Consider the following 16751-nt stretch of genomic DNA (forward strand, 5'->3'; position numbering starts at 1 on the left):
CGCCGCGCCACGAAGGCATGGTGGGACGCGTGACCCACACCGCCGCGGATCTCGTCGAGCAGATCATCCGGACGACGGGGCTGCCGGCGGGCGAGGCGCGGCGGGTCGTCGCGGACGTCGCGGCGTACTTCTCCGAGCCGGTCGACGACTACGTGCGACGCCGCCACCAGGAGCTGCAGCTGCGCGGCGGCAAGAACGACGAGATCTTCGACCGGATCCGCGCCGAACTGGCGCACCGGCCGGTCCGCGCGCCGGACCTGTCCGCCCGGCAGCTCCGCCGCATCGTCTACGGCTGACACGGCCGACTGACGCGGCCGGCTGACGCGGCGGGCTGACGCCGTCCCCTGGTCGCCCAACGACCACCCGACTACACACGAACCCAACGAGAGGACACCCGGCATGTGCGGAATCGTCGGATACGTCGGCGCGAAGCCGGCCGCCCCCATCCTGGTCGACGGCCTGGCGCGGCTGGAGTACCGCGGCTACGACTCGGCGGGCGTCGCGGTCCTCGGGCCGAGCGAGATCCGGCTGCACCGCGACGCCGTCCGGGTGCGGGAGCTGGAGGCGAGCCTGCCGAAGCGGTTCGCCGGCAAGACCGGCATCGGCCACACCCGCTGGGCCACGCACGGCGTCCCGTCGCAGCGCAACGCCCACCCGCAGCTCAGCGCCGACGGCCGGGTCGCGGTCGTGCACAACGGCATCATCGACAACGCGTCCCAGCTGCGCGCCGAGCTGGCGGCCGACGGCGTCGAGCTGACCTCCGACACCGACACCGAGGTCCTCGCCCACCTGATCGCGCGAGCACACACGAGCGACACCACCACGCTCGAACAGGCCGTCCTCGCCACCCTCGACCGCATCGAGGGCACCTACGGCCTGGCCGTGCTCGACCGGGCCCACCCGGACCGCATCGTCGTCGCCCGCAACGGCAGCCCGATCATCCTCGGCATCGGCGACCGCGAGATGCACGTCGCCAGCGACACCGCCGCGCTCGTCCGCTACACCAAGCAGGTCGTCCACCTCGACGACGGCGAGCTCGCCACGCTCAAGGCCGACGGCTACCAGACGTTCACCCGCGACGCCCGCACGACGAAGACCGCGGTCACCGTCGACTGGGACACCTCCGACTACGGCAGCGACGGCCACGCGCACTTCATGCACAAGGAGATCGCCGAGCAGCCCGACTCCGTCCGCCGCGTCCTCAAGGGCCGGCTGGACGAGCGCTTCCACACGGTGCGACTCGGCGGCCTGGAGATGGACGCCCGCGAGCTGCGCGAGTTCCGCCGGGTGAAGATCCTCGGCTGCGGTTCGGCCTACTACGCCGGCCAGGCGGGCGCGCAGTTCATCGAGGAGGTCGCCCGCATCCCGGCCGACGCCGAGCCCGCGTCGGAGTTCCGCTACCGCAACCCCGTCATCGAGAAGGACACGCTCTACGTCGCGGTCAGCCAGTCCGGCGAGACGTACGACACGCTGGTCGCCGTCCAGGAGCTGAAGCGGAAGGGCGGCCGGGTGATCGGCCTGGTCAACGCGGTCGGCTCGAGCATCGCCCGCGAGTGCGACGGCGGCGTCTACCTGCACGCGGGCCCCGAGGTGGCGGTCGCGTCGACGAAGGCGCTGACGAACATGCTGGTCGGCTTCGCGCTGCTCGGCCTGCACCTGGGCCGCATCCGCGACGTCTCACCGGCGGACGGACGCCGGCTCATCACCGCGCTGCAGGCGCTGCCGGAGCAGATCGAGCGCATCCTCGCCGACGAGGACCACCTGGCCGCCGTCGCGAAGGACCTGGCGCAGGCCCCCAGCCTGTTCTTCGTCGGCCGGACGCGCGGCTTCCCGGTCGCCCGCGAGGGCGCGCAGAAGCTCAAGGAGATCTCCTACCGGCACGCCGAGGCCTACCAGACGTCCGAGCTCAAGCACGGCCCGCTCGCGCTGGTCGGCCCGGAGCTGCCGACGGTCGCGATCGTCCCCGACGACGAGCTGCTCGAGCGCAACCTCGGCGCGCTGCAGGAGATCACCGCGCGGTCCGGGCCGCTCGTCGTGGTGACGCACGACGGCGTCGACCTCGGCGTCGTGCCCGCGCACGTGATCGCGGTGCCGAAGAGCGAGCCGGAGCTGGACCCGCTGCTGCTGACGATCCCGCTCCAGCTGCTCGCCTACCACGCCGCCCTGACGCTCGGCCACGACGTCGACAAGCCCCGCAACCTCGCGAAGTCCGTCACCGTCGAGTGATCGGATCCAGAGCCACATGTTGATCTTGGAGTTGTTCGGCCATCTATGGGGCAAATCACCCTGTAATTGCCGAACAACTCCAAGATCAACTTCGAGGTGGGGGCGGGGTCAGCCCGCGACGTGGGGTGCGACCTCGGCGGCAATCAGCTCCAGGTGGTCGAGGTCGGAGAGGTCGAGGATCTGCAGGTAGATGCGGCCGCCGCCGAGCTCGCGGATGGCGTTGATGCCGTCGACGACCTCCTGCGGCGTGCCGGCCAGGCCGTGCTGACGGACCTCGGACGGGTCGCGCCCGATGGCCGCGGCGCGCCGGGCGAACTCGGCCTCGTCGGCCCCGACGCAGGCGACCAGGGCGACCGAGTAGACCAGCGAGTCGGGGTCGCGGCCGGCGTCCTCGCAGGCCTTGCGGACGACGCCGAACCGCTCGGCGATGTCGGACTTCGCCGGGAACGACGAGTTGTACTCGGCGGCGTACTTCGCGGCCAGCGCGGGCGTGCGGCGCGGGCCGTTGCCGCCGACGATGAGCGGGATCGGCTGCTGCACCGGCTTCGGCAGCCCCGGCGACTCACTGACGGTGTAGTGCGCGCCGTCGAACGAGAACGTCGACCCGTCCGGGGTGTTCCACAGCCCGGTGACGACGGCGAACTGCTCCTCGAGCAGCCCGAACCGCTTCTCGGGGAACGGGATGCCGTACGCCGCGTGCTCCTTCGCGTACCAGCCAGCGCCCAGCCCCAGCTCGACCCGTCCGCCGGACATCTGGTCGACCTGCGCGACCTGGATGGCCAGCACGCCCGGGTGCCGGAACGTCGCCGACGTGACCAGCGTGCCGAGCCGGATGCGCGACGTCTCGCGGGCCAGCCCCGCCAGGGTCGTCCACGCGTCGGTCGGGCCGGGCAACCCGCTGACGGAGCCCATCTTCAGGAAGTGGTCGGAACGGAAGAAGGCGTCGAAGCCCAGCCGTTCCGTGGCCTGCGCGACGGCGAGCAGGTCGTCGTAGCTCGCGCCCTGTTGGGGCTCGGTGAAGATCCGCAGCTGCATGGGTCCAGCTTTTCACGGGCCACCCGCAGCCTCAGAGCCAGCCCTTCCGCCGGAAGATGACGAACAGCGACGCGCAGACCATCGCCATGAGGAACACCGCGAACGGGTAGCCCAGCGACCAGTGCGTCTCGGGCATGTTGTCGAAGTTCATGCCGTAGATGGTCCCGACCAGGGTCGGCGCGAACAGGATGGCGGCCCAGGCGGAGATCTTCTTGAGCTCCTCGTTCTGCTCGAAGCTGGCCTCCGTCAGCGACTTCATCTCCTCGTTCTGCTGCTGCGTGACGAGCGTCGCGTTGACGGCGAGGATGTCGGACAGCACCTGCCGGAAGCCGTCGACCCGCTCAGTCACCTCGGTGGCGTGGTCGGCGACGTCGCGCAGGTAGCGCTGCAGCTCCTCGTCGGTCTCGTACTTCTCGAAGCCCGCCTCGAGACCGGACAGCATGCCGGCCAGCGGCCGCGTCGCCCGCTGGAACTCCAGCACCTCGCGGGACAGCTCGTAGATGCGCCGCGACACCTCGGGGTCGCGGCCGAACACCTGGACCTCGATCTCGTCGACGTCGTTGCTGACGCCGTTGACGACCGGGATGTAGCCGTCGACGACGGAGTCGAGGACGGCGTACAGGACGGACTCGGGGCCGAGCCGCAGCAGGTCGGGGTCGTCCTCCATGCGCCGCCGGACGCCGGAGAGGTCGGGCGCGGCGCCGTGCCGGACGGTGATGACGAAGCCGGGTCCGACGAACAGGTGCATCTCCGCGAAGTCGACCTCCTCGTCGGAGTCGATGTAGCGGGCCGCGCGCAGCACCACGAACAGCGTCTCGCCGTAACGCTCCAGCTTGGGCCGCTGATGCGCCTCCATGGCGTCCTCGACGGCCAGCGGGTGCAGGTCGAACTCGTCGGCCAGCGACAGCAGCTCGGCATCGCTCGGCTTGTACAGCCCGATCCACGCCATCGCCTCGGCGTCGGCGCGCAGCTGGCGGTACGTCTCGGCCAGCGAGCTGGGCGTGCTGATGCGCTTGCCGTCGCGATACAGCGCGGCGTCGACGATGCTCGACCGGCGCACGGTGGTCTCCGGCTCGTCGGCCGGACGGTCGGTCACGGTGTCGCCCCGGCCCTGACGGCGCAGAGCGGGACGGATGACACGCAAGGCACGCTGACGACGAGGCGGCATGGCGACGCTCCCATGGCGATGAGGCGGACGGTGACGGGTGTCGTGGGACGCAGGACCACCCGGCCGCCGGACATCAGCTGTCCTCGGCCTCGGTGTCCTGCGTCGCATGACTAGGAGGCTCACTGCGCATGGCAGCCTCACCTCCCGATACGTCGCCGCTGGTACGCCACCGTTCAGGATAGTCCACAGACGGCCGCCGCGGGTGATCAGCTCGCCGGATGCAGGATCGCGACGCACTCGACGTGGTGCGTCATCGGGAACAGGTCGAACGCGCGCAGACCGGTGAGGTGGTAGCCGTGGCCGGCGAACGTGGCGAGGTCGCGGGCCAGCGCGGCCGGATCGCAGGCGACGTACGCGACGACCCGCGGCCTGCGCTCGGCGATCCGCCGGACGACGGCGGCCTTGGCGCCCTCGCGCGGCGGGTCCAGCACGACGACGTCGACGGAGTCGGGCACGCCCGCCGGGCCGGTCCCGGCCAGTACCCGGTCGACCCGGCCGGTCAGCAGCCGCACCCACCCGACGTCGTGCAGGTTGCGCTTGGCGTCGCCGACGGCCTGCGGCGATCCCTCGACGCCCACCACCGAGCCGGACGGCCCGACCAGCGGCGCCAGCGCGCCGGCGAACAGACCGACGCCGCAGTAGAGGTCCAGCGCGGACTCGCCCGGCCGGGCCTCGACGCCCTCCAGCACGGCGCTCACCAGCGTCTCGGCCGCGCCCGGGTGGACCTGCCAGAACCCGCCGCCGCCGACCCGCCAGCGCCGTCCGGCCGCCTCCTCGACGACGTACCGGCGGCCCTCGACCACCTGGCCGTCGACCAGCAGCTGCCGCTCCCCCGTGTTCGCGGCGACCACCTCGACCGACGACGCGCCCGGCCACTCGCCGTCCTCGACGTGCGCCGCGCGGACCTCGGGGTGCGCGATGCGGCAGTGGTCGATCGGCACGACCTCGTGCGAGCGGTGCGCACGCAGCCCGGCCCGTCCACTCGCGTCGACGGCGTAGGTCACGCGGGTCCGCCAGCCCAGCCCGTCATCATCGCCGGCCGAGGTACGCATCTCAGCCGAGGCCGCAGATCGACTTGCCACGGCCTCGACGGTCACCTCGCGGCGCAGACCGGCCAGCCGCTCCAGCTGCTCGGAGACGACCGCGGCCTTCAGCGACCGCTGCGCGGGCAGCAGCACGTGCTGCCAGTCGCAGCCGCCGCACTTCCCGGGACCCGACCACGGGCAGGGCGGCTCGACCCGGGCCGGCGACGGTGTCAGCACGGCGACCGCGTCGGCGCGCCAGAACCGGTCCTCGGTGCCGCCCTCGGTGACCCTGATGCGCACCCGCTCGCCGGGCAGCGCGTGCCGGACGAAGACCGCGCGGCCCTCGTGCCGGGCCACGCAGACGCCGCCGTGCGCGACGGCGCCGACGTCGACCACGACCTCCGTGCCGGCGACCGACTCGCCGCGGACCGTGCGCGCCCGCCCGCTCAGCGCGGACCGCCCCGCCGCACGTCGCCGGGCGCCCGGCGGGCCGGCTTCGCCTTGGCCCGGGCCTTGGCCGCCGCCGCGGAGCGCAGCTGCCACGGCACGCTGGTGACCATGACGCCCGGCGTGAACAGCAGCCGGCCCTTGAGCCAGAAGACGCTCTGGTTGTGCAGGATCCGCTCCCACCAGCGACCGACCACGTACTCGGGCACGTACACCGTGACGATGTCGCGCGGGCTGGCCCGGCGGATCGCCCGGACGTACTCGACCACCGGCCGGGCGATCTCGCGGTACGGCGAGTCGAGCACCCGCAGCGGCACCGGGATGTCGTGCCGGTCCCACTCGTCGAGCAGCACGGCGGTCGCCTCACTGTCGACGTCGACGGTGATGGCCTCGAGGATGTCCGGCCGGGTGGCCCGCGCGTAGGCGATGGCCCGCACCGTCGGCTTGTGCAGCCGCGACACCAACACGACGGCGTGCACGCGGGACGGCAGCAGCGACTCGGCCGGCCAGTCCTCGACCTCCAGCTCGAGGGAGGTGGCGTCGTAGTGCCGGCGGATGCCGCGCATGACCAGGAACAGCAGCGGCATCATCGCGACGACGAGCCAGGCCCCGTGGGCGAACTTGGTGATCAGCACGACGACGAGCACGACGCCGGTCAGCATCGCGCCGGTGCCGTTGATGACGCGGGAGCGCAGGATCTGCCGTCGCTCCGGCCCGGTCGGCCCAGCCGCGAGCAGCCGGTTCCAGTGCCGCACCATCCCCGTCTGGCCGAACGTGAACGCCGTGAACACACCGACGATGTAGAGCTGGATCAGCCGGGTCACCGAGGCGTCGAACGCGACGATCAGCAGGCCGGCCAGCACCGCCAGCACCAGGATGCCGTTGCTGAACACCAGCCGGTCGCCGCGGGTGTGCAGCTGACGAGGCGCATAGCGGTACTGCGCGAGGATCGAGCCGAGCAGCGGGAACCCGTTGAACGCGGTGTTCGCGGCCAGGATCAGGATCAGCGCCGCGGCACCCTGGATGTAGTAGAAGGGGATCGTGTCGCCGCCGAACACCGCCGCGGCCAGCTGCGAGATGACGGTCGGCTGCGGCTGGGTGCAGTCGAACCCGACGAGGTCGCAGGAGTTCTCGACGTAGCGGACGTCGGCGATCACGGCCAGCGCGGTGATGCCGCTGAACATCGTGATGGACAGCGTGCCCATGATGGCCAGCGTCGCGGCGGCGTTCTTCGCCTTGGGCTTGCGGAACGCTGGCACGCCGTTGGCGATCGCCTCGACGCCGGTCAGCGCCGTACAACCGGATGCGAACGCGCGGAGCACCAGTAGCATCAGCGCGATACCGCCGAGGTCGGTCATCTCGGCGTGGACGTCGTACGAGGCCGACTCCGCGACCGGGTCCTCGCCGAACACCGTCTTGCCCAGGCCCCACGCGATCATCGCGCCGATGCCGACGATGAACAGGTACGTCGGGATGGCGAACGCGGTGCCGCTCTCGCGGATACCGCGCAGGTTCGCCGCCGCCAGCAGCACCACCAACCCGATGGCGATCGGCACCCGGTAGTCGTTCAGCTCCGGGACCGCCGAGATCAGGTTGTCCACGCCCGCCGAGACCGACACCGCCACCGTCAGGATGTAGTCGATGAGCAGGGCGCTCGCGACGATCAGCCCGGCCGTCGGGCCGAGGTTGGTGTTGGCGACCTCGAAGTCGCCGCCGCCGGACGGGTACGCGCGGACCAGCTGCCGGTACGACGCGACGACGGTGATCAGCAGCAGCACGACGACCGCGGCGACCCACGGGGTGTACGTCAGGTAGGCCAGGCCGCCCAGCGTCAGGATGACCAGGATCTCCTGCGTGGCGTACGTGACCGACGACAGCGGGTCGCTGGCGAAGACCGGCAGGGCCAGCCGCTTGGGTAGCAGCGTGTGCCCCATGCGGTCGCTGGGGAGCTTGCGACCGATGAGCAGCCGCTTGGACAGATCGCCGAGGCTCGGCACGATCGGCAATGGTATGCCTTCCGTAGCAGCCGTGTAACGTCGGCTGCGACACGGCGAGCCCAGCGCCGCCTGGACCCGGAGAGGACCACAGTGCACGTCGTCATCATGGGCTGCGGCAGGGTCGGCTCGACCGTCGCACACATCCTCGAGTCGCACGACCACACGGTCGCGATCGTCGACCAGAACCCCGAGGCGTTCCGGCGGCTGCAGCCCGGCTTCGAGGGCTCCACGGTGGCCGGGGTCGGGTTCGACCGCGACGTGCTCATCGAGGCCGGCATCGAGCGCGCCGACGCGTTCGTCGCCGTCAGCAGCGGCGACAACTCCAACATCCTCGCCGCCCGGGTGGCCCGCGAGACGTTCGGCGTCGACAACGTCGTGGCCCGCATCTACGACCCGGGCCGCGCCGAGGTCTACCAGCGGCTGGGCATCCCGACGGTGGCGACGGTGCGGTGGACGGCCGACCAGATCCTGCGCCGGCTGTTCCCCGAGGGCGCGCAGACCGAGTGGGTCGATCCCACGGGGACGGTCCAGCTGGCCGAGTTCCACGTCAGCAGCGGCTGGATCGGGCTCACCATCGACAGGCTGGAGGAGGCGTCCGGCGCCCGGGTCGCGTTCCTCACCCGCTACGGCGAAGGCGTCCTGCCCACCGCCTCCACCGTCCTCCAGGACGGCGACCTCGTGCACGTCCTCGTCAACACCGAACGCATCGCCTACGTCGCGCAGGCGCTGGCCAAGGACCCGGAGGTGGAGGTCTGATGCGCGTCGCCATCGCCGGCGCCGGCAACGTCGGCCGCTCGATCGCGTCGGAGCTGCTGGCCAACGGCCACGACGTGCTGCTCATCGACAAGGACACCAAGGCGATCAAGGCCGCCAGCGTGCCCGAGGCCGAGTGGCTGCTGGCCGACGCCTGCGAGCTGTCCATGCTCGAGGAGGCGGCGCTGGACCGCTGCAACGTCGTCATCGCCGCCACCGGCGACGACAAGGTCAACCTCGTCGTGTCGCTGCTGGCCAAGACGGAGTTCGGGGTGCCGCGCGTGGTGGCCCGGGTGAACCACCCGCGCAACGAGTGGATGTTCACCGAGTCCTGGGGCGTCGACGTGTCCGTCTCGACGCCGCGCATCATGAGCGCGCTGGTCGAGGAGGCCGTGAGCGTCGGCGACCTCGTCCGGCTGTTCAGCTTCCGGCAGGGCGAGGCGAACCTCGTCGAGCTGACGCTGCCGCCCGACTCCCCCATCGCCGGGACGGCGGTCGCGGACGTCGCCTGGCCGGTCGACACCTCGCTGGTCTCGATCATCCGCGGCAAGCACGTGCACAGCCCGCTGCCCGACCTGCCGCTGGAGGCCGGCGACGAGCTGCTGTTCGTCGCCGCGCCGGAGCGGGAGCAGCAGCTCGAGGACCTGCTCTCGCCGCACGCCAACTAGCGCGCGGCGCGGCTCAGCTGTCGACGGGGTCCGGGTCGGGCTTGACCGCCGGGGCCAGCCGCTCCTGGTGGGCGCGGTAGGCCGGCCGGATGATCAGCCAGGACAGGTACGCCACCAGCAGGAACAGCGGCCAGCTCATGACCAGCCGGGCGCCGGCCAGCCAGCCGATCTGCTCTTCGCCGGCGAGGTACAGCGGCACCTGCACCGCCAGCCGCAGCGCGAACATGCCCACCCACAGCAGGCTCGCCTGCGTGTAGGCGCGCAGCAGCGCGGGGTCCTTCCGCCAGGCCGTCCCCTGGCCGGTGACCAGCCCGACGAACACGCCGAGCAGCGGCCAGCGGACCACGATCGACACCAGGTACGCCAGCCCGTAGCCGACATTGATCAGCAGGCCGGGCAGGAACACGTCCTCGGCGCGCCCGGTGCGGTTGGCCATGAACGCGGCGAGGCCGACGCCGAGGAAGCCGGCGATGACGTTCTGCAGCGGCTCCTTGCGCAGCAACCGCACGACGCCGAGCACGAGGCCGGAGGCCAGTGCGACCCACAGCGACAGTGTGAGGTCGCGACCCGCCGCGGTGTAGACGACGGTGAAGAGCGCCAGCGGCAGCCCGGCGTCGAGCAGGGCCGCCGGGCCGAGGACGTCCTTCGGGCGGAACCGCTCGTCCGAGGCGATGGCCTGGACCCAGCTCGGCCGGCCGGCGGGCTCGGGGGCGCCGGGATCGCTCTGACTCATCTCACTCCATGCCTGCGGGCAGCAGCTCGTATCGCGGGTTGTACATGACCCTGCGGCCGTCGAGGGTGGCCACCCGTCCGGTCGCGACCAGCCGGCGTCCGCAGCTGATGCCGGCGATGCGCCGCCGGCCGAGCCAGACCAGTGTCACCGCACCGGATCCGTCGTACAAGTCGGCCTCGAGCGCCGGCGTGCCCACGCGCGGCTGCAGCGTGACCGACTGCAGCACGCCTCGGACGCGCGCCGTCGTGCGGTCCTCGACCCCGGCCAGCGGCTGACAGCCGGCCTCGCGCGCGTCGTCGCGCAGCTCCTCGGCCTCGACCTCCTCGTCGGAGGCGACCCAGCGGGTGATGGCACCCCAGAGCCCGCGCTTGCCCGTCTTCTCGTCCACGTCTTAAGACTAGTCCGCCCGGCAAACGCGCAGCTCAGGCCTGTACGGGCTCGGACGGGTCGACCGGGCGGTTGCCCGGCGGCGGGTTCAGCACGATGACGTCGCCCGGCGCCATCGGCGACTGCCCGCGGACGACCACGGTGTCCTTGACCAGCGCGACGAACCGCTGGAACGTGGCGGCGTCGTTGGTGGCCTTGCCGAGGAACGTCGCGCGCAGCATCCAGCGCGGCCCGTCGATGGCCGACACACGCGACGGCTGCAGCACCTGCTTGCCGTCGGGCGCCTGCACCGGGACGACCAGCCGCACCTCGGTGCCGAACGGCCCGGGCGCCTCGTCGGCCCGGCCGCCGCGGCGCTTGGCGTCCTGGGTGATCTGCAGCCGCGTCTGGCCCCACATGCCGGAGCTGCGCGGCGCGGCGACGGCGATCAGCTGCACCGCGGCGTCCTCGATGGCGAGGACGGCGCTGGTGGCGTTGCCGGTGCGCTGGTCGACCTGCAGCTGCAGCTTCATGCCGGGCGCGCCCTTGATCAGCAGGCCGCCGAGGTCGATGCGGCCCTTGCGGGCCTCGGCGAGGTCGACCTCGGACTCGTCGAGCGGGCCGTCGGTGCGGTCGCTCTTGGGCGACTCGCCGTCGTCCTCATCGGACGCGTCGCCGGACAGCGCCCCTGCCTCCGAACCGGACGCCGCCGAGGAGCCCTGCGTGGTCTCCTCGACCTCGGGCTCGTCCTCATCGCCGTCGCGGCGCCGCCGTCCCCACACCCTGACCGTCCCCTTCGTCTCATCGACTGCCGGCGGTGTCGCCGGCCTGGCTTGCCGTGCCCGTCGATCCGTAGCCGCCGTCGCCCCGCGCCGAGCCGGGCAGCCGCTCCACCTCGTGGAACCGGGCCTGCTCGACGCGCTGGAGCACCAGCTGAGCGATCCGGTCGCCGCGCGCGAACACCGCCGGTTCCCGCAGGTCGTGGTTGACCAGTACCACCTTGATCTCGCCCCGGTAGCCCGCGTCGACCGTTCCCGGCGTGTTGACGATGCTGACCCCGAGCCGGTGCGCGAGGCCCGATCGTGGGTGGACGAATGCAGCGTATCCCGCGGGCAGGGCGATCGCGATGCCCGTCCCCACCATGGCCCGCTCCCCCGGCGCGATGGTGACGTCGCTGGTCGTGACGAGGTCGGCGCCGGCGTCGCCGGGGTGCGCGTAGCCCGGCAGCGGCACGTCCGGGTCCAGCCGGGTGATCAGGACGTCGACCGGACGGGTCTCGTTCGTCACGGGTTCACCTCCGCGACCTTCGCGGCCGCCTGGGACAGCTCCGACGCGGCCACCGGGCGGCCGTGGTCGGTGAAATGGGTCGGCGGGACGACGACGAAGACGGCCGACGCGGTGACGCTGACCGGGCCGTCGGGCGCGTTCTCGCGGCCGACGGCGGACATGAAGATCTTGCGGCCCTCGCCGCGGTCGACCGCGGCGCCGATGTGCAGCGTCGTGCCGACCGGGACCGGACGGCGGTAGCTGGTCTCCAGGTGGCCGGTGACGGCCGGCTTGCCGATCAGCCAGATCAGCGAGCCGAGCACCTCGTCGAAGGCCAGCGACAGGATGCCGCCGTGCGCCAGCCCGGGCGCGCCCTGGTGGTCGTCGGTGACGGTGAACGTTCCGGCCACGGTGAGGCCCTCGCCCGCGACGACGGTGACGTGCAGCCCCGTCGGGTGGTCCGGGCCGCAGCCGACGCACATGCGGTAGTGCGAGGCGATGGTGCTGCCGGGCGCCGGCGCGTCGGGATGCCGCTGGATCTCGCCGGTGGGAGGCGGCTCCCCGTGCTGCCGTTCGGTCACGATCGACGACCCTACCCGCTCGGCTCCGGCGAACCGTGGCAGTCTGCAACAGTGACCCATTACCGCGAACGCCTGGTGGTGCCGGCTCGATGGTGGCTGCTGCTGGCCGGTCTGGCCGCGTCGGCGTGGCTGGTCTACCACCAGGCCTACGGCTGGGGAGTGTCGCTGCCGGTGGCCGGCGGGGTGTTCGCGCTCGGGGGGGTCGCGCTGCTCGCGTACGGCCGGCTGGCCATCGCCGTCGGGGCGGACGGTGTCAGCGTCGGGCGGGCCCGGCTGCCGCTGACGGCGCTCGGCTCGGCCGAGGCGCTCACCGGCGAGGACGCGCGTGAGGCCCGTGGCCCCGGCCTCGACCGCCGCGCCTATGTGGCGATCCGCGGGTACGTGCCGGGGGTCGTGCGTATCGGGGTCGACGACGCCGCCGACCCCACTCCTTACTGGCTGGTGTCGACGCGCCGCCCCGAGCGGCTCGTGGCCGAGCTCGAGGCGGCGCGTCAGACCGCCGGCCGGTGAGGGGTTCGGAGGGGCTCAGGCCGCGCAGTCGCGGCAGATGAGCATCCCGTCCTTCTCCTTCGCCAGCTGGCTGCGGTGGTGCACCAGGAAGCACTGCGAGCAGGTGAACTCGTCAGCCTGCCGCGGCAGCACTCGGACCGCCAGCTCCTCGTTCGACAGATCCGCTCCTGGGAGCTCCATGGACTCGTTCAGGTCGGACTCGTCGACGTCGACGATGCCGGACGACTTGTCCATACGCCGGTTCTTGAGTTCCTCCAGCGAGTCCTCGGACAGATCGTCGTCGGTCTTGCGTGGCGCGTCGTAGTCGGTTGCCATTGATCTATTCCCCCTCACTGGGCGCGTCGTGAATGACTGTGGCGGGGTCGGTTTGGACTCCGTGCCCCTCCGTAACGCACGACGGCCCGCGGTTGTGCCCGCTCCGAGCGGGAGATTCTGCCTGATGCGATACCCCGTTGGCACGCCACCCCACACTGTGGGAATTCGTGTCGTCCTTTGGACCGACCGTTCAGACCGTCCTCGGGGACGAGGGATGCCAGGATTCCAGGCGAGAGGCTGTCATCGGATCGTACGCACCGAGAGGACGCACATGCTCGAGCTCGACCGGCTGTCCCGCCGCTATGGCGACGTCGTGGCCCTCGACGATCTCTCGTTTACGGTCCGACCAGGGCAGATGTACGGATTCGTCGGCACCAACGGCGCCGGCAAGACCACCGCCATGCGCATCGTCCTGGGGGTTCTCGAACCCGACAGCGGCGAGGTCCGGTGGAACGGTACGCCCCTCGATCAGGGCATCCGGCGTGAGTTCGGTTACATGCCGGAAGAGCGCGGTTTGTACCCGAAGATGCAGGTACACGAGCATCTGGTGTATCTCGCCCGGCTGCACGGTGTGTCAGGCATCACAGCCGCGAAGGCCGCATCGGACCTGCTGGAGGCGCTCGCTCTGAGCGAACGTGCCTCAGATCGGGTCGAATCGCTCTCACTCGGGAACCAGCAGCGGGTCCAGCTGGCCGCCGCGCTCGTGCACGAGCCCACCGTCATGGTCCTCGACGAGCCGTTCAGCGGCCTCGACCCGATGGGCGTCGACTCCATGGCCGCCGTGCTGCGCGCCCGGGTCGACGCCGGCGCCTCCGTCGTCTTCTCCAGCCACCAGCTCGAGCTGGTCGAACGTCTCTGCGACGCCGTCGGCATCATCCGGGCCGGGCGGCTGGTCGCCGACGGCAGCGTCGACGACCTGCGCGGGACCGCCGCGCGCCGCTACCGGCTCGACGTCGGCGCGCAGCCCGGCTGGACGGCGTCGCTGACGGCCGCGGTGCCCGGCCTGACCCTCGTCGACGACGGCGACCGGTCCGCCGTGGTCGAGCTGCCACCGTCCGCCGACGACCAGACCCTGCTCGACGCCGCCCGCGCCCTGGGCCCGGTCCACCAGTTCACGCCGGTGCGCCCGACGCTCGCCGAGCTGTTCCGTTCCGTCGTCGCCGACCCTCCGGCCGAGCCGCCGGTGCCGCCGTCCGTGCCGCCGTCCGGACCCGAGAAGGTCGAGGCCGCCTGATGCGCGCACTGTCGTTCCGCGAGGCCGCCACGCTGGTCGCCCGGCGTGAGTTCGGGCAGCGCATCCGCGAGCGGTCGTTCTTCATCTCGCTGCTCATCACGCTCGGCATCATCGCCGTGGTCGTCCTGCTGCCGCGGTTCACCGACTTCGGCACCGGCAGCTACGACGTCGCGCTGGTCGGCGAGCCGGCCGGCCTGCAGGATGCCGTCTCGCGTCAGGCCGAGATCTCCGACGTCGAGGTGAGCTTCCGGTCGGTGTCCGACGCGTCCGAGGCCGAGCAGGCCGTCCGTGACGGTGACATCGACGCCTACGTCGACGGTGACAACGTCGTCGTCGACCAGTCGCTCGACAGCTCGCTGCGCGCCGTCCTCGACAACGCGTACAGCCAGGTCGAGGGCGCGCGGGCGCTGGAGTCGGCCGGCATCGACCCTGCCGAGGTGTCCGCCGCCCTGACGTCGGCGACCCTCGAGACGGTGACGCTCGACCCCGACGCCGACGAGCGCGAGGCCCGCGGCGTCATCGCCTTCTTCGGGACCATCGTGCTGTTCGGCCAGCTCATCACCTACTCCATGTGGGTCGCCATGGGCGTCGTCGAAGAGAAGTCCAGCCGCGTCGTCGAGGTCATCCTCGCGACGATCCCTGCGCGGGCGCTGCTGGCCGGCAAGATCATCGGCATCGGGCTGCTCGGGCTGGTCCAGCTGGCCCTGATCGGCGGGCTGGGGCTGGGGCTCGCGTCCGCACTGGGCGCGGTGGACCTCAGCGGGCCGATGATCACGCCCGTCCTGACCGCCCTCGGCTGGTTCGTCCTCGGCTTCGCCGCGTACGCCTCCCTGTCCGCGGCCGCGGCCGCCCGCATCTCGCGGCAGGAGGACCTGCAGAACGTCACCACGCCGGTGAACACGCTGATGATGGTGTCGTACTTCGGCGCGTTCTACGTGTTCCTGAACCAGGACGCTCCGGCCGCGGCAGTATTGAGCGTGGTGCCGCCGTTCAGCGCGCTGATCATGCCGTTGCGGATGGCTCGCGGCGACGCGGCCGCCTGGGAGATCGGGCTGGCGCTGGGCCTGATGGTCGGGCTGATCGCGATCCTGGTGGTGCTGGCGGCGCGGGTGTACGAAGGGGCGGTGCTCCGGATGGGCGCCAAGGTGTCACTGAAGGACGCCTGGGCCGCCCGCCGCCGGGCTGGTGCTTGACCGTTGGCCGTGGGTTTGCCGAGTTGGCCGTCGCCCCTGCCGCCCGTTCTTGGGCCGCAGGGGGACGGGGAAGAACTGGGCACGCCTCGATCTCGGTAGGCCGGTGGATGCTCAGGGAACCGGCGGATGCTCGAATTTCCGGCGAGTGCGGGCCAGATCCGGGCAGCACGCGTCGGAATTTCGAGTACCAGCCCGTTTCACCAGCACGACCCCCGATAGCGCCTGTTGCGGAATGGCGTGCGGTGCGGGCGTTGCCGATGAATCTTCGGCGGCCGCCGTTCTCGCCGCGACCCTCGATCGCCTTGGCTAGCCAGGCCGGCGGCGCGTGATGTGGGCAGGAAGATCTCCGGCTCCGGCGCGACGACAGCCGAAAGCGCAGCAGGCTCGATAGGTGGTTGGATCATTGATGATCATGGGGGCGGCGGTCAGTCGTGGTCGGCGCCGAGGCGTTCGAGGAGGGCGGTCAGTTCGGCGGCCACACCGGGCGTCGCCGCCATCGCGAGGTCGTTGCCCGCAGGGGCGCCGTGCAGCCCACCGACCACGGCGCCGGCCTCGGCGGCGATGAGGCCGCCGGCGGCGAGGTCCCAGGGGTTGAGGCCGCGTTCGTAGTAGGCGTCCAGCCGGCCCGACGCCACGGCACACAGGTCCAGTGCCGCCGCGCCCGCCCGGCGGATGTCGCGGACGATCGGCACGATCTCCAGCAGCACGGCCGCCTGCCGCGACCGCCGCGCCGCGTCGTAGCCGAAACCGGTCCCGACCAGCGCCAACGACAGCGACGTACAGGCCGACACCCGCACCGGGCGCCCGTCCAGCAGCGCCCCGCCGCCGAGCACCGCCGTCCACGTCTCGCCGCTCGCCGGGTTGTGCACCACACCCGCCCGCACGACGCCGTCGACCTGGGCGGCGATGGAGACGGCGTACTGCGGGATGCCGTACAGGTAGTTGACGGTGCCGTCGATCGGGTCGACCACCCAGTCGACGCCGGTCGAGCCGAGCACGACGCCGTCCTCCTCGCCGACGAAGCCGTCGTCGGGGCGGGCGGCGAACAGGCGGGACCGGATCAGCGCCTCGGCGGCGGTGTCGGACTCGGTGACGACGTCGGTGGGCGTCGACTTGGTGCCGGCGACGGCCATCCGCTCCACCGCCTCGCGCCGGTCCCGGACCAGGTCACCGGCCTCGCGGGCGGTCTTCTCGGCCAGGGTGAGCAGGTCGGCGGGGTCGGCCGTCACGGCGA

General features: G+C 71.9%; 18 protein-coding genes. 7 read left to right on the top strand and 11 right to left on the bottom strand.

All coding sequences use genetic code 11. The annotated features are described in order from the left end of the window. Window positions 1-17: 17 nt before the first annotated feature. Together BLV05_RS23120 and glmS are read left to right on the top strand one after the other, a co-directional pair. Window positions 18-296, top strand: a complete 279-nt coding sequence (locus BLV05_RS23120) for a hypothetical protein (protein WP_046770075.1) — start codon at window positions 18-20, stop codon at window positions 294-296. A 103-nt stretch (window positions 297-399) separates the two neighbouring features. Beyond that, entirely contained in the window at window positions 400-2226 is a 1827-nt protein-coding gene (glmS, locus tag BLV05_RS23125; RefSeq protein ID WP_046770076.1) for a glutamine--fructose-6-phosphate transaminase (isomerizing), read from the top strand. Window positions 2227-2334: 108 nt separating this feature from the next. Here the strand turns inward: glmS and BLV05_RS23130 are convergent, their stop codons facing one another. The 4 genes from BLV05_RS23130 to BLV05_RS23145 all read right to left on the bottom strand — a co-directional run bounded on the left by BLV05_RS23130 (window position 2335) and on the right by BLV05_RS23145 (window position 7898). Then, complete coding sequence (locus BLV05_RS23130) at window positions 2335-3261, bottom strand: LLM class F420-dependent oxidoreductase (RefSeq protein ID WP_046770077.1); 927 nt, start codon at window positions 3259-3261, stop codon at window positions 2335-2337. Between the two features lie 31 nt (window positions 3262-3292). Continuing rightward, the gene (locus BLV05_RS23135) at window positions 3293-4357 is read right to left on the bottom strand and encodes a magnesium and cobalt transport protein CorA (RefSeq protein ID WP_046770078.1); all 1065 of its coding nucleotides are present in this window, start codon (window positions 4355-4357) and stop codon (window positions 3293-3295) included. Between the two features lie 278 nt (window positions 4358-4635). After that, window positions 4636-5904, bottom strand: coding sequence for a class I SAM-dependent RNA methyltransferase (locus BLV05_RS23140; protein WP_046770163.1), 1269 nt, complete (start codon window positions 5902-5904; stop codon window positions 4636-4638). After that, on the bottom strand, window positions 5901-7898 hold the full coding sequence (locus tag BLV05_RS23145; protein ID WP_197683275.1) for an APC family permease: 1998 nt from the start codon (window positions 7896-7898) through the stop codon (window positions 5901-5903). Before BLV05_RS23145 ends, BLV05_RS23140 begins: the two co-directional genes overlap by 4 nt. Before the next feature lie 90 nt (window positions 7899-7988). On the opposite strand from BLV05_RS23145, the gene BLV05_RS23150 reads away from it, so the two are divergent. Beyond that, the gene (locus BLV05_RS23150; RefSeq protein ID WP_046770079.1) at window positions 7989-8654 is read left to right on the top strand and encodes a potassium channel family protein; all 666 of its coding nucleotides are present in this window, start codon (window positions 7989-7991) and stop codon (window positions 8652-8654) included. Continuing rightward, on the top strand, window positions 8654-9319 hold the full coding sequence (locus BLV05_RS23155) for a potassium channel family protein (protein ID WP_046770080.1): 666 nt from the start codon (window positions 8654-8656) through the stop codon (window positions 9317-9319). The genes BLV05_RS23150 and BLV05_RS23155 overlap by 1 nt, the downstream gene beginning before the upstream one ends. A 13-nt stretch (window positions 9320-9332) precedes the next feature. On the opposite strand, the gene BLV05_RS23160 is transcribed toward BLV05_RS23155, so the two are convergent. From BLV05_RS23160 to BLV05_RS23180, 5 genes are read right to left on the bottom strand one after another with little or no spacing between them, the layout of a single operon-like run. Then, the gene (locus tag BLV05_RS23160) at window positions 9333-10052 is read right to left on the bottom strand and encodes a DUF3159 domain-containing protein (protein WP_052762674.1); all 720 of its coding nucleotides are present in this window, start codon (window positions 10050-10052) and stop codon (window positions 9333-9335) included. A 1-nt stretch (window position 10053) separates the two neighbouring features. Continuing rightward, window positions 10054-10440 carry an OB-fold nucleic acid binding domain-containing protein gene (locus tag BLV05_RS23165; protein WP_082155418.1) on the bottom strand — a complete coding sequence of 129 codons (387 nt, stop codon included), beginning with the start codon at window positions 10438-10440 and terminating at the stop codon, window positions 10054-10056. A 34-nt stretch (window positions 10441-10474) separates the two neighbouring features. Beyond that, a complete protein-coding gene (locus tag BLV05_RS23170; protein WP_046770081.1) occupies window positions 10475-11200 on the bottom strand; it encodes a DUF3710 domain-containing protein in 726 nt (241 codons plus the stop codon). 19 nt (window positions 11201-11219) lie between these two features. Further along, on the bottom strand, window positions 11220-11705 hold the full coding sequence (dut, locus tag BLV05_RS23175; RefSeq protein WP_046770082.1) for a dUTP diphosphatase: 486 nt from the start codon (window positions 11703-11705) through the stop codon (window positions 11220-11222). Next, the gene (locus BLV05_RS23180) at window positions 11702-12265 is read right to left on the bottom strand and encodes a PaaI family thioesterase (protein ID WP_046770083.1); all 564 of its coding nucleotides are present in this window, start codon (window positions 12263-12265) and stop codon (window positions 11702-11704) included. Before BLV05_RS23180 ends, dut begins: the two co-directional genes overlap by 4 nt. Window positions 12266-12316: 51 nt before the next feature. On the opposite strand from BLV05_RS23180, the gene BLV05_RS23185 reads away from it, so the two are divergent. Continuing rightward, complete coding sequence (locus tag BLV05_RS23185; protein WP_046770084.1) at window positions 12317-12775, top strand: DUF3093 domain-containing protein; 459 nt, start codon at window positions 12317-12319, stop codon at window positions 12773-12775. 15 nt (window positions 12776-12790) lie between these two features. Here BLV05_RS23185 and BLV05_RS23190 read toward each other — a convergent pair whose 3' ends face one another. After that, entirely contained in the window at window positions 12791-13090 is a 300-nt protein-coding gene (locus BLV05_RS23190; protein ID WP_046770085.1) for a DUF4193 domain-containing protein, read from the bottom strand. Between the two features lie 271 nt (window positions 13091-13361). Here BLV05_RS23190 and BLV05_RS23195 point away from each other — a divergent pair, with 271 nt between their 5' ends. Both BLV05_RS23195 and BLV05_RS23200 read left to right on the top strand, forming a co-directional pair. Then, the gene (locus tag BLV05_RS23195; protein WP_046770086.1) at window positions 13362-14324 is read left to right on the top strand and encodes an ABC transporter ATP-binding protein; all 963 of its coding nucleotides are present in this window, start codon (window positions 13362-13364) and stop codon (window positions 14322-14324) included. Continuing rightward, on the top strand, window positions 14324-15517 hold the full coding sequence (locus BLV05_RS23200) for an ABC transporter permease (RefSeq protein ID WP_046770087.1): 1194 nt from the start codon (window positions 14324-14326) through the stop codon (window positions 15515-15517). The genes BLV05_RS23195 and BLV05_RS23200 overlap by 1 nt, the downstream gene beginning before the upstream one ends. 425 nt (window positions 15518-15942) lie before the next feature. On the opposite strand, the gene BLV05_RS23205 is transcribed toward BLV05_RS23200, so the two are convergent. After that, entirely contained in the window at window positions 15943-16746 is an 804-nt protein-coding gene (locus BLV05_RS23205) for an inositol monophosphatase family protein (protein WP_046770088.1), read from the bottom strand. Window positions 16747-16751: the final 5 nt, after the last annotated feature.

The sequence above is a fragment of the Jiangella alkaliphila genome (assembly GCF_900105925.1).
Lineage (GTDB): Bacteria > Actinomycetota > Actinomycetes > Jiangellales > Jiangellaceae > Jiangella > Jiangella alkaliphila.

Coding starts and splice junctions, on each gene's coding strand:
- BLV05_RS23155 (WP_046770080.1), top strand. CDS start 8,654: ATGCGCGTCGCCATCGCCGGCGCCGGCAACGTCGGCCGCTCGATCGCG.
- BLV05_RS23190 (WP_046770085.1), bottom strand. CDS start 13,090: ATGGCAACCGACTACGACGCGCCACGCAAGACCGACGACGATCTGTCC.
- BLV05_RS23160 (WP_052762674.1), bottom strand. CDS start 10,052: ATGAGTCAGAGCGATCCCGGCGCCCCCGAGCCCGCCGGCCGGCCGAGC.
- BLV05_RS23120 (WP_046770075.1), top strand. CDS start 18: ATGGTGGGACGCGTGACCCACACCGCCGCGGATCTCGTCGAGCAGATC.
- BLV05_RS23200 (WP_046770087.1), top strand. CDS start 14,324: ATGCGCGCACTGTCGTTCCGCGAGGCCGCCACGCTGGTCGCCCGGCGT.
- BLV05_RS23130 (WP_046770077.1), bottom strand. CDS start 3,261: ATGCAGCTGCGGATCTTCACCGAGCCCCAACAGGGCGCGAGCTACGAC.
- glmS (WP_046770076.1), top strand. CDS start 400: ATGTGCGGAATCGTCGGATACGTCGGCGCGAAGCCGGCCGCCCCCATC.
- BLV05_RS23195 (WP_046770086.1), top strand. CDS start 13,362: ATGCTCGAGCTCGACCGGCTGTCCCGCCGCTATGGCGACGTCGTGGCC.